This window comes from Bradyrhizobium jicamae (assembly GCF_018130695.1).
Classification (GTDB): domain Bacteria; phylum Pseudomonadota; class Alphaproteobacteria; order Rhizobiales; family Xanthobacteraceae; genus Bradyrhizobium; species Bradyrhizobium jicamae_B.
The window spans coordinates 488881-500522 of record NZ_JAFCJX010000001.1 but is presented as its reverse complement, the minus strand read 5'-3'; the positions used below and the strand labels follow the sequence as shown (position 1 = coordinate 500522).

General features: G+C 65.9%; 10 protein-coding genes. All 10 read left to right on the top strand.

All coding sequences use genetic code 11. The features are described 5' to 3' along the window. Positions 1 to 99 precede the first annotated feature (99 nt). Positions 100 to 1095, top strand: a complete 996-nt coding sequence (locus JQ604_RS02325) for a sugar-binding transcriptional regulator (RefSeq protein WP_212352531.1) — start codon at positions 100 to 102, stop codon at positions 1093 to 1095. Between the two features lie 21 nt (positions 1096 to 1116). Further along, positions 1117 to 2556, top strand: coding sequence for an extracellular solute-binding protein (locus JQ604_RS02320; RefSeq protein ID WP_212352530.1), 1440 nt, complete (start codon positions 1117 to 1119; stop codon positions 2554 to 2556). A gap of 105 nt (positions 2557 to 2661) precedes the next feature. After that, complete coding sequence (locus JQ604_RS02315) at positions 2662 to 3600, top strand: carbohydrate ABC transporter permease (RefSeq protein WP_212352529.1); 939 nt, start codon at positions 2662 to 2664, stop codon at positions 3598 to 3600. Between the two features lie 12 nt (positions 3601 to 3612). Next, complete coding sequence (locus tag JQ604_RS02310) at positions 3613 to 4470, top strand: carbohydrate ABC transporter permease (protein ID WP_212352527.1); 858 nt, start codon at positions 3613 to 3615, stop codon at positions 4468 to 4470. Between the two features lie 3 nt (positions 4471 to 4473). After that, positions 4474 to 5580 (top strand): ABC transporter ATP-binding protein, encoded by a 1107-nt coding sequence (locus tag JQ604_RS02305; protein WP_212352525.1) that lies wholly within the window; start codon positions 4474 to 4476, stop codon positions 5578 to 5580. A 14-nt stretch (positions 5581 to 5594) separates the two neighbouring features. Then, the gene (locus JQ604_RS02300; RefSeq protein ID WP_212352752.1) at positions 5595 to 6704 is read left to right on the top strand and encodes an ABC transporter ATP-binding protein; all 1110 of its coding nucleotides are present in this window, start codon (positions 5595 to 5597) and stop codon (positions 6702 to 6704) included. 2 nt (positions 6705 to 6706) lie between these two features. Then, on the top strand, positions 6707 to 8287 hold the full coding sequence (locus JQ604_RS02295; protein ID WP_212352523.1) for an FGGY-family carbohydrate kinase: 1581 nt from the start codon (positions 6707 to 6709) through the stop codon (positions 8285 to 8287). Beyond that, positions 8280 to 9320 carry a 2-hydroxyacid dehydrogenase gene (locus tag JQ604_RS02290; protein WP_212352521.1) on the top strand — a complete coding sequence of 347 codons (1041 nt, stop codon included), beginning with the start codon at positions 8280 to 8282 and terminating at the stop codon, positions 9318 to 9320. The genes JQ604_RS02295 and JQ604_RS02290 overlap by 8 nt, the downstream gene beginning before the upstream one ends. 19 nt (positions 9321 to 9339) lie before the next feature. Further along, on the top strand, positions 9340 to 10080 hold the full coding sequence (locus JQ604_RS02285) for a class II aldolase/adducin family protein (RefSeq protein WP_212352519.1): 741 nt from the start codon (positions 9340 to 9342) through the stop codon (positions 10078 to 10080). After that, entirely contained in the window at positions 10080 to 11615 is a 1536-nt protein-coding gene (locus tag JQ604_RS02280; protein ID WP_212352518.1) for a glycerol-3-phosphate dehydrogenase, read from the top strand. Before JQ604_RS02285 ends, JQ604_RS02280 begins: the two co-directional genes overlap by 1 nt. Positions 11616 to 11642: the final 27 nt, after the last annotated feature.

Sequence of the window (11642 nt, the reverse complement as noted above, 5' to 3'; positions counted from 1 at the left end):
TTGGGGGATTGACGCCCCGTTCGACCTCTGCAATTTTTTGCAAGCCGTGAAGAAATTTGCAAGTGGGCTTTTCCGCGCGTGGCTGCAGTTCCAGACAGAATGTCAGTGATCGATGGCGAGGCGTCGCTCGCGACGCGCGCCGCGTGGCTCTATTTCGCGGCCGGGCTGACCCAGTCCGAGGTCGCCGATCGGCTCAACATCCAGAGCACGAAAGCGCACCGGTTGATCGCCCGCGCCAGCCGCGAAGGCATGATCCGGGTCTTCGTCGAGGGCCCGGTCGCCGAATGCGTGGCGCTGGAAAACACCTTAGCCGAACGCTACGGCCTGTCGTTCTGTCGCGTCGCGCCCGATCTTGGCGAGGGCGATCTGCCGTTGAAGGCGCTGGCGCTGGAGGGCGCGAGCTTCCTGCGCCAGATCCTGGAGCGCGGCGATCACAAGGTGATCGGCGTCGGCCACGGCCGCACGCTTGCCGCGATGGTCGAGCAATTGCCGCAGACGCCGGCGCGCGACGTGCAGTTCGTTTCGCTGCTCGGCGGGTTGACGCGCAAATTCGCCGCCAATCCGTTCGACGTCATCCATCGCCTCGCCGAGCGCACCGGCGCGGAGGCCTATCTGCTGCCGGTGCCGGTGTTCGCCAATTCCGTGGCGGACCGCGCCGTGCTGATGCAGCAGTTCGGCATCGCTGACGTGTTTGCGCTGGCGCGCAAGGCCTCGCTGCTGTTCGTCGGCATCGGCCAGATCCACAGCGATGGTTTCCTGGTGTCGAGCGGCATGATCCGCCCCGACGAGGTCACCGAACTGAAGCGGGAAGGGGCCTGCGCCGATCTGCTCGGCCATTTCTTCAGCGCCGACGGTGCGCTGCTCGACATCGATCTTTCCGCGCGCGCCACCTCGATGAATCCCGAGGACCTCAGGAAACACCGCATCGTCGCGGTCGCCGGCGGTCTCGCCAAGGTGACGGCGCTGCGCGCGGTGCTGAAAAGCGGCCTGCTTCACGGCCTCATCATCGATGAGGTGACCGCGGCCGCACTCGCAACCGACAAGCCGGAGGCCACATCCGGCAAGACCAAAAACAAGGGTCGGAAGGAAAAGTAAGCTTCAAACAGGGAGGTTTAAGTGTTCGATCGAGAGAAGAATCTATTCGACTCCTACGCCACCAAACGCATCAGCCGGCGCGATCTGCTGGATGGTGCCGCCAAGCTCGGCATCGCCGGCGCCGCTGCAAACGCCGGCTTTGCATCCTCGATGTCGCGCGCGCTCGCCGCGGATTTCAACTGGAAATCCCAGAGCGGCAAGACGGTGAAACTGCTGCTCAACAAGCATCCCTACGTCGACGCCATGATCGGCGACATCGAGGCGTTCAAGTCCCTGACGGGCATGAACCTGACCTACGATATCTTCCCGGAGGACGTCTATTTCGACAAGGTGACGGCGGCGCTGTCGTCGAAGTCGGACCAGTACGACGCCTTCATGACCGGCGCCTACATGACCTGGACCTACGGTCCGGCCGGCTGGATCGAGGACCTCAACACCTACATCAAGGATCCCGCCAAGACCAACCCGGCCTTCGCCTGGGATGACGTGCTGCCGGGCCTGCGCGCCTCGACGGCATGGGACGGCGTCGCCGGCTCCGAGCTCGGCTCGGGCAAGGCCAAGCAATGGTGCATCCCCTGGGGCTATGAGCTCAACAACATTGCCTACAACCGCAACATCTTCGACAAGGTCGGCGTCAAGCCGCCGAAGAATCTCGACGAGATGCTCGAGGTCTCCGCCAAGATCACCAAGGACGCCGGCGGTCCCTACGGCATCGGCGTGCGCGGCTCGCGCTCCTGGGCGACCATCCATCCCGGCTTCCTCTCGGCCTATTCGAACTTCGGCCAGAAGGACTTCGTGATGGAGGGCGGCAAGCTGAAGGCCGCGATGAACACCAAGGCCTCGAAGGATTTCCACGAGAAGTGGGTCAAGATGATCCAGGGCTCGGGACCGAAGAACTGGTCGACCTACACCTGGTACCAGGTCGGCACCGATCTCGGCGCCGGCGCTTCCGGCATGATCTTCGACGCCGACATCCTCGGCTACTTCATGAACGGCGGCGAGAACAAGGAGCGGGGCCATCTCGGCTACGCGCCGTTCGCGGCGAACCCCGCGGCGAAAGCGCCGACGCCGAACGTCTGGATCTGGTCGCTCGCAATGTCGAGCTTCTCCAAGCAGAAGGACGCGGCATGGCTGTTCATGCAATGGGCGACCTCGACCGAGCACGATCTGTTCGGCGCGCGGAAGATGGACTTTGTCAACCCGGTGCGGGCGTCGGTGTGGAAGGACGCCGAATTCCGCGACCGGATCGGCAAGTCCTATCCGGGCTATCTCGAGCAGCATGACGTCTCGGCGCCCGGCGCCAAGATCTACTTCACGGCCCAGCCGCTGTTCTTCGACCTGACCACGGAGTGGGCGGCGTCGCTTCAGAAGATGGTCGCCAAGGAGGTCAGCGTCGACGAGGGGCTCGACAAGCTCGCCGACAGCATCAACCGCCAGCTCAAACAGGCGGGGCTCGGCTGACCAACGCGTGATGGCGGTTCCTCCGCACCACGCCAACTCGCCGGTTCGGATCGAGACCCGGTCCGAACCGGCGGTGTTCACGCGAGCCTTTGATCCTGTATCATCATGAGCATGGCCCAACTCCTTCAGACCGATACGACCGCGCGCCCCAAGCCCAGGCCCAGGCCGCGCGGACGCTGGCTGCCATATTTGCTGAGCCTGCCGGCCCTGCTGGTCTGCATCGCCATCCTGGTGCCGTTCGTGACCGCCGCGGTGTATTCGCTGCAGCGCTACCGGCTGAACCTGCCATACCTGCGCGGCTTCATCGGCGTCGACAATTACATCGACTTCCTCACCGACCCTGCGTTCTGGAACACGCTGAAGATATCGCTGGTCTACACCGCGGTGACCGTGATCGCGGAGCTGCTGCTCGGCCTCGGCATCGCCTTGCTGCTGCGGCGGCCGACGCGCTTCCACAACGCCGTGTCGATCATGCTGCTGCTGCCGTTGATGACGGCGCCGGCGATCGCCGCGCTGATGTGGAAGCTGATGACCAATCCCGGCTTCGGCATCCTGTCCTATCTGGTCAGCCTGCTCGGCGTCCACGATTTCAAATGGGCCTCGGATCCCTCGACCGCACTGTTCACGGTGGTGCTGGTCGACGTCTGGGTCTACACGCCCTTCATCATGATCCTGCTGCTGGCGGGCCTGCGCTCGCTGCCGCGCCAGCCGTTCGAGGCGGCGGCGCTCGACGGCGTGCCGGCGAGCTTCGTGTTCTTCCGCATCACGCTGCCGATGCTCGCGCCCTATATCATCACGGCCTCGCTGTTTCGCCTCCTGGATTCGATCCAGCAGTTCGACATCATCTATGCGATGACGCAGGGCGGGCCCGGTGACCGGCTGATGGTGTTCCAGGTGCAGGCCTATCTGGAATTCTTCCAGTACACCAATGTCGGCCGCTCGGCGGCGCTGTTGATGATCCTCTGGCTGATCACCAACATCCTCTCCAACATCTTCATCAAGAACTGGCTGCGGCTGCGCGAGCGCGCGCACGGCCACGCCTGAAGGACGCCGTTGATGGAACACAGCAGTCTTGCAGGTCGGATTTTTCGAGGCGTGGCGCTTACGCTGGTGCTCGTCTTCTTCATGTTTCCGATCGTCTGGATCTTCCTGATGTCGTTCCAGAGCAACGAGCAGATCCTGCGGATTCCGCCGAGCATTCTGTTCGAGCCGACATTGTCCAATTATCAGGCGCTGATCTCGGGCCAACTGCGCACCACGGCCGGCAATATCGACATTCCCTTCATGCGCAACCTCATGAACAGTTTTGTGCTGTCGAGCGCGGCGGTGCTGCTGGCGTTATTGCTGGGTGTGCCGGCGGCCTATGCCTTTGCGCGGTTCAAGTTCAAGCTCGGCGAAACCATCGCGTTCACGCTGCTGTCGTTCCGCTTCGCGCCGCCCTTGCTGGTGCTGCTGCCGCTGTCGCTCTACTACCAGCAGCTCGGCCTCAGCGACACCTATTTCGGCATCGTCTGGGTCTACCAGCTGATCGCGCTGCCGCTGATCCTGTGGATCGTGCGCGGCTATTTTGAGGATATCAGCCCCGACATCGAGCACGCCTATCGGCTCGCCGGCCATTCCTGGCGCGAGGCGTTTACGCGGATCGCGGTGCCGCTGGCAGGGCCGGGGATCGCGGCCGCGGGGCTGCTGTCCTTCATCTTCTGCTGGAATAACTTTGTGTTCGCGCTGATCCTGGCGTCCGCCGACAAGCAGCCGGTGACGGTTGGTGCGCTCGCCTTCGTGACCGCGTCGGGCATCCAGTACGGCCAGATCGCGGCGGCGATCGTGCTGTCGGTGACGCCGACCTTGCTGCTCGCGCTCTACGCGCAACGCTATCTGGTCGAGGGCCTGTCGCTCGGCGCGGTGAAGGGTTGAAGCATGGCGCGTCTCGAACTCTCCTCCGTCGGCAAGGCATTCGGCTCCGTCCGTTGCGCGGACAATCTCTCGCTCGCGGTCGAGTCCGGCGAGATCGTTGCCGTGTTCGGGCCATCTGGCAGCGGCAAGACCGTGCTGCTGCGCATGATCGCCGGCATGTTCGAACCCGACGAGGGCGACATCCTGGTCGGCGGCCAGTCGATCGTCGGCGCGCCGCCGGAGCGGCGCGGCATCGGCATGGCGTTCCAGAACTTTGCGCTGTTCCCGCACATGAGCGCGCGCGACAATATCGCCAGCGGCTTGCGGGCGAAGGGCGCGGGCGGCGATATCGCCGCAAAGGTTGCGTCGATCAGCAGCCTCCTCAAGATCGGCCACGTGCTCGATCACCGGCCGCGCGAATTGTCGAACGGGCAGAAGCAGCGCACGGCGCTGGCGCGCGCGCTGATCGGCAATCCGGAGGTGCTGCTGCTCGACGATCCCCTGCGCAACGTCGACGCAAAACTGCGCTATGAGATGCGGCTGGAGCTGCCGAGCCTGCTGCGGCGCGGCTCGGCCTCGGTGCTCTACGTGACCCAGGATTACCGCGAGGCGATGGCGATCGCCGATCGCATCGCGGTGCTGATCGAGGGCCGCCTGGTGCAGGTCGCGCGTCCCGAGGAGATTTATGCAAAGCCGGCATCGGTTGCGGTGGCGCGGCTGTTCGGCGATCCCAGCATCAACCTCGCCGAGGTCACGCCGGTCGCCGAGCACGGCGCGCTGTTCGCTGACATCGCGGGGACGCGGGTGCGGCTCGATACCGGCGACCGTGAGCCGATCGACCTCGGTGCCTGCTGGGTCGGCGTGCGGCCCGACGATCTCGTGATTTCGCATGCGCCCGGCGATGACGCGATCCCGGCGCGGGTCGTTGCGGTGACGCCGATGCACGAGAAGGCGGTGCTGCTGCTGCGCTTCAGCGACGGCGCCGAATGGCTGGCGGCGCTGCCGTCGACTACGACGGTGGCCGACGCCGACGACAACGTCTTCGTCCGCTTCGCAGCCGAAGCGTCACTGCTGTTCGACCGCGCGACCGGCGTCCGGATCGGGCTGCCGCACCGGCGGCAGGCGGCATAGGAGCGACCATGGGCATGCTCGAGCTGCAGAATGTCGACAAGGTCTACCGCAGCCGCGGCAAACCGCCGGTGCATGCGGTGCGCGCGCTCGACATGACGGTGAAGCAGGGCGAGATCGTCGCCTTGCTCGGCTCCTCCGGCTGCGGCAAGACCTCGACCTTGCGCATGATCGCAGGCTTCGAGGATGTCACGTCAGGCTCGATCGCGCTCGACAAGCGGCGGATCGAGGCGCTGCCGCCGGCGCGGCGCAAGGTGGCGATGGCGTTCGAGGGCTATTCGCTCTATCCGCCGCTCACGGTGCGCGAGAACATCGCCTTTGCGCTGAAGGCGCAGCAGCTGTCGCGCGGCGAGGTGACCCGCCGGGTCGACGCGATCGCGCGGCTGGTCGAGATCGAGGATATCCTCGACGCCTATCCGCGCGCGATCTCGGGCGGTCAGCAGCAGCGGGTGTCACTGGCGCGGGCGCTGGTGCGCGATGCCGATCTATACCTGCTCGACGAGCCGATGGGGCAACTCGAACCGCAATTGCGGGCCGTGCTGCGCGGGCGGATCAAGGGGCTGCTCGCCGAGCGCGGCATGACCGCGATCTTCGTCACCCACGACCAGACCGAGGCGAGCGCGCTCGCCGATCGGATCGCCGTGATGGAAGACGGCATCCTGCAGCAATTTGCCAGCGAGAAGGAGCTGAAGAGCCGGCCCGCCAACCTGTTCGTCGCCAGCTTCATCGGCGAGCCGCCGATGAACCTTTTGGAGACCGAGCTGGCGCGGGCCGATGGCGGCTACCGGCTGTCGATCGGATCAGACATGGCGTTCCACATTCCTGGTGGCGCGATCGATGCCGTCGCTCGCACCATGCTGGACGAGATGCGGCATGTGCGGGTCGGCATCCGGCCGCAGAAGGTTGCGGTCGGCACCGGCGACGTGCGCGTGCGCGTCGTCTCCAATCAATGGCTCGGCGATCAGTCGCATGTCGCGGGCGAGTGCGCCGGACGTCTCTTGATCGCGGTGACGCCGAGCAAGGTCGCGGCGCGGCCGGGCGACACCATCTCTTTCGGCCTGGCGCCGCGCCATCTGCACATCTTCGGCGCTGATGGCAACTGCATCCGCCATGCGGAGGTGTCGTAACGATGCTCAACCCGCAACGCCGTGACGTGATTGTCGGCATCGATGCCGGCACTTCCCTGATCAAGACCGTGGCGTTCACGCGGGACGGCAAGCAGTTGGCTGAGTCCTCGCTGCCGAACAGCTATGTGACCTTGCCCGGCGGGCGGGTCGAGCAGGACATGGCGCGGACCTGGACCGATACGGTCGCAGCGCTGCGCGGGCTGGTCGCAACGGTGCCCGATCTTGCCTCTCGCGTCGCGGCGATTGCGGTGACGGGGCAGGGTGACGGCACCTGGCTGATCGACGCTGACGGCCAGCCGGTGGCGCCGGCATCGCTGTGGCTGGACTCTCGTGCGGCATTGATCGTGGACGAGGTCCGCGCCAGCGAGCGCAATGCGGTGCTGTACCGGCGGACCGGCTCGGGCCTCAACGCCTGCCAGCAGGGACCGCAGCTGGCGTGGCTGCAGACGCATGCGCCCGACGTGCTGTCGCGCGCAGCGACGGCGTTCCATTGCAAGGACTGGCTCTACTACAAGCTCACCGGCGAGCGCGCCACCGATCCGTCGGAGGCGACGTTCTCCTGCGGCGAATTCCACAAGCGCCGGTTTGACGCGGAGACCGCACGACTGATCGGCATCTCCGACTGCATGCGGCTGTTTCCCGAGGTCGTCGACGGCGTGACCACGACGCATCCGCTCGGCGCGTGCGCGGCGGCGGCGACGGGCTTGCCTGCCGACGTGCCGGTTTCGCTCGGCTATGTCGACGTGATCTGCAACGCGCTCGGCGCCGGTCTCTACGATCCGACGCCGGATGTCGGCTGCACCATCATCGGCTCGACCGGCATGCATATGCGGCTGGCCTCCAGCGCCGGTGCGGTGACACTGAATGCCGAGGCGACCGGCTACACCATGGCATTCCCTGTGCCATGTCACTACGCGCAGATGCAGTCCAACATGGCGGCGACGCTGAACATCGACTGGCTGCTCGATCTCGCGCGCGACCTGCTCGCAGCTGAGGGCGTGGCGCGAACGCGCGCCGACCTGATCCGCCGGCTCGACGATCGCGTGCTGGATGCGAAACCCGGCGAGCTGCTGTTCCATCCTTTCATCTCCGATGCCGGCGAGCGTGGTCCGTTCATTGCGCATGAGGCTTGCGCGCAGTTCCTCGGCCTGCGTTCGCGCCATGGCTATTGGGACCTGATGCGGGCGGTGATGGAGGGGCTCGCCTTCGCGGCGCGTGACTGCTACGCCGCGATGGGCAGCCTGCCGCGCGATGTGCGGATCACCGGCGGCGCGGCACGCAGCCGCGCGCTGGGAACGATCCTGGGATCTGCGCTCGAATGTAACGTGCGGGTCTGCAGCCGTGGCGAGGCCGGCGCTGCGGGGGCGGCGATGATCGCGGCCGTCGCCACCGGGCTTTATTCCGATATGACCGTTTGTGCCGAGGATTGGGTGAGACCTTATTTGAACGAACCGCAGACGCCTGACGCGGCATTGGCCACGCGCTATGCCAAGATGTTCCCGGCCTATCTCGATGCGAGGCTGGCCGCGCGGCCGGTGTGGAAGCAGCTCGCAGCGCTGCGCGCGGGGGCGGCGCATGGCTAAGTCCATTGCCGTGATCGGCGACCGCTTCATGCTTCCGTCGATCTTCGTCGAGAAGATCAATGCGGCTTGCGGAAATGGCATCGACGTCCGCACGCTCGAACAGCCCTGGCCGGACGAGCCGATGGAACACGGCTATGCCGGCTCGAAACTCGACGGGCTGAAGGAGTTCATGGGCGATCCCGAGGAGGTCGTAGACTTCATCGGTGATGCGTCGCTGCTGGTCACCCATCTGGCGCCAATCTCGCGGGCGATGCTGGAGAAATTGCCGAATCTCAAATTCATCGCGGTGTCGCGCGGCGGCCCGGTCAACATCGACATGCAGGCGGCGCGCGACCACAAGGTGCTGGTCGTCAACACGCCCGGCCGCAATGCCGGCGCAGTCGCCGAGTTCACCATCGGTGCGATCCTGGCCGAGACGCGGCTGATCCGCAGCGGCCATGAATCGCTGCGCGGCGGCGAGTGGCGTGGCGATCTCTATCGCGCCGACAGCACTGGCCGCGAGCTCGGCGAGATGACGGTCGGCATCGTCGGTTATGGCGCGATCGGCAGCCGCGTGGTGAAGCTGCTCAAGGCGTTCGGCTGCAGGATCCTGGTCGCCGATCCCTATGTGCAGATCACTGCGCAGGATCGCAATGACGGCGTCGAGCATGTCGCGCTCGCCGATCTCCTGAAGCGCGCCGACGTCGTCACGTTGCACGCGCGGGTGACGGCGGAGACGACGGGCTTCATCGGCCGCGACGCGCTGGCGGCGATGAAGAAGGACGCCTACCTCATCAACACGGCGCGCGGTCCGCTGGTCGACTACCAGGCGCTCTACGAAACGCTGTCCGCGGGGCATCTGGCCGGCGCGATGCTCGACACTTTTGCGGTCGAGCCGGTGCCGCCGGACTGGCCGCTGCTGCAACTGCCCAATGTCACGTTGACGCCGCACATCGCCGGCGCCTCCGTGCGCACCGTGACCATTGCCGCTGACCAGGCGGCCGAGGAGGTCCGCCGCTATCTCGCCGGCGAGCCGCCGCTCAACCCATGCTGATGATAGAAGGTGATATGAGATGACCCGTGAGGAGCGCCAATTACGCGAAGCGATCATTGCCAAGTGCCGCTGGATGAACGCATCCGGGCTCAACCAGGGCACCTCGGGCAATATCTCCGCGCGCTACAAGGACGTCATGCTGATCACGCCGTCGGCGACGCCCTATGATGCGATGAAACCGGAGATGATCGCCGCGATGTCGCTGGAGGGCGAGTATGGCTCGTGGACCGGGCCGCTGCAGCCGTCGACCGAATGGCGCTTCCATCTCGACATCATGCGCGGCCGTCCCGATGTCGGCGGCGTCGTGCATACGCACTCGACCTACGCCACGGTGCTCGCGATCGCGCGCAAGTCGATCCCGGCCTGCCACTACATGATGGCGGCGTTCGGCGGCCAGGACATCCGCTGCGCCGGCTATGCGCGCTACGGCACCGCCGAATTGTCGGAGCTGGCGCTCGCGGCGCTGGAGGGACGCAACGGCTGCCTGCTCGCCAATCACGGCATGATCGCGATCGGCGCCAACCTCGACAAGGCAATGTGGCTCGCGGTCGAGCTCGAGACCATCGCGCGGCAATATTATCTGTCGCTCGCGCTCGGCCAGCCGCACATCCTGAGCGAGGCCGAGATCGCCGACACCGCCAGGGGATTCTCGACCTACGGCCTGCAGACGCCCAAGGAAAAACCTGCCAAGGCCAAGCCTGCCAAGGCGACGAAGGCGGCGGCGCGACAAAACGTCGAGACCAAGCGCAGCCGCAAGTGATGTCAGCGACGCCGGGCAGGGATCACGGGCTGGTCGATCTCGCCATCATCGGCGGCGGCATCAACGGCGCCGGGATTGCGCGCGACGCGGCCGGGCGCGGGCTGAAGGTGCTGCTCTGCGAGAAGGGCGATTTTGCCGAGGGCACCTCGTCGCGCTCCGGCAAGCTGGTACATGGCGGCCTGCGCTATCTCGAATATTACGAGTTCCGGCTGGTGCGCGAGGCGCTGATCGAGCGCGAGGTGCTGCTGGCGTCCGCACCGCACATCATCTGGCCGATGCGTTTCGTGCTGCCGCATTCGCCCGAGCAGCGGCCGGCCTGGCTGGTTCGTACCGGGCTGTTCTTCTACGACCATCTCGGCGGCCGCAAGCGGCTGCCGGCCAGCCGGGGTCTGGACTTTGCGAAGGCGCCGGAAGGCGAGCCGCTGAAATCCGAGTTCCGGCGCGGCTTTGAATATTCCGATTGCTGGGTCGATGATGCGCGGCTGGTGATCCTGAATCTGATCGGTGCTGCGGAGCAGGGCGCCGCGATCCTGCCGCGAACACGTGCGGTGTCTGCGCGACGCGAGGGCGAAGGCTGGCTCCTGGAAATGGTCGGCGAAGACGGCCGTCCGCAGGTGGTGCGCGCGCGTGCGCTGGTCAATGCGGCCGGGCCCTGGGTGCAGGATGTCGTGCAAGGCGTCACCCGCCTCAACTCGTCGCATAATGTACGGCTGGTGAAGGGCAGCCACATCGTGGTGCCGAAATTCTGGAGCGGGCCGCAGGCCTATTTGCTGCAGAACAGCGATCGCCGCGTTATCTTCGTCAATCCCTATGAGGATGATCTGGCGCTGATCGGCACCACTGATATTCCCTACGAGGGACGGGCCGAGGACGTCGCGATCGACGGCGGCGAGATTGCGTATCTGCTCGGCGTGCTGGCACGCTACTTCCGCAACGCGCCGACTGCGGGCGATGTCGTGCATGCCTTCTCCGGCGTGCGGCCGCTCTACGACGACAATGCCGAAAATCCTTCGGCGGTGACGCGCGACTATGTGTTCGAAGTGCACGGCACGGCGGCGGAGCCGCCGCTGCTGTCGATCTTCGGCGGCAAGATCACGACGTATCGACGGCTGGCCGAGCAGGCGCTGGAGCGGCTGCAGCCGTGGTTTCCGAACATGTCGGCGGCATGGACCGCCGGGCAGACGCTGCCCGGCGGCGACGTTGGCGCGTCCTTCGAGGAGTTTGTCACCGCACTTGCGGTCGACCATCCCGGCCTGCCACGCGATCTGGTGCAGCACTATGCGCGCCTTTATGGCACGCGGGCGCGCGACCTGCTGCGTGCGGCGCGCAGCCCGTCCGATCTCGGGCGTCATTTCGGCGGGCAACTTTTCGAGCGCGAAGTGGCCTACCTCAGGGAGACCGAATGGGCCATGACAACAGCCGACATCCTGGAGCGGCGCACCAAGCACGGTCTGCACCTGACGGCAGCACAGCGCGCGGCGTTTGAGGATTTCATCGGAGGGCGCGAGACACGCGCAGGTCCGCGCATCGCCTGAGGCGTTGCGCGGACGAGCAGGGTGATT

Coding starts and splice junctions, on each gene's coding strand:
- JQ604_RS02325 (WP_212352531.1), top strand. CDS start 100: ATGTCAGTGATCGATGGCGAGGCGTCGCTCGCGACGCGCGCCGCGTGG.
- JQ604_RS02315 (WP_212352529.1), top strand. CDS start 2,662: ATGAGCATGGCCCAACTCCTTCAGACCGATACGACCGCGCGCCCCAAG.
- JQ604_RS02310 (WP_212352527.1), top strand. CDS start 3,613: ATGGAACACAGCAGTCTTGCAGGTCGGATTTTTCGAGGCGTGGCGCTT.
- JQ604_RS02305 (WP_212352525.1), top strand. CDS start 4,474: ATGGCGCGTCTCGAACTCTCCTCCGTCGGCAAGGCATTCGGCTCCGTC.
- JQ604_RS02300 (WP_212352752.1), top strand. CDS start 5,595: ATGCTCGAGCTGCAGAATGTCGACAAGGTCTACCGCAGCCGCGGCAAA.
- JQ604_RS02295 (WP_212352523.1), top strand. CDS start 6,707: ATGCTCAACCCGCAACGCCGTGACGTGATTGTCGGCATCGATGCCGGC.
- JQ604_RS02290 (WP_212352521.1), top strand. CDS start 8,280: ATGGCTAAGTCCATTGCCGTGATCGGCGACCGCTTCATGCTTCCGTCG.
- JQ604_RS02285 (WP_212352519.1), top strand. CDS start 9,340: ATGACCCGTGAGGAGCGCCAATTACGCGAAGCGATCATTGCCAAGTGC.
- JQ604_RS02280 (WP_212352518.1), top strand. CDS start 10,080: ATGTCAGCGACGCCGGGCAGGGATCACGGGCTGGTCGATCTCGCCATC.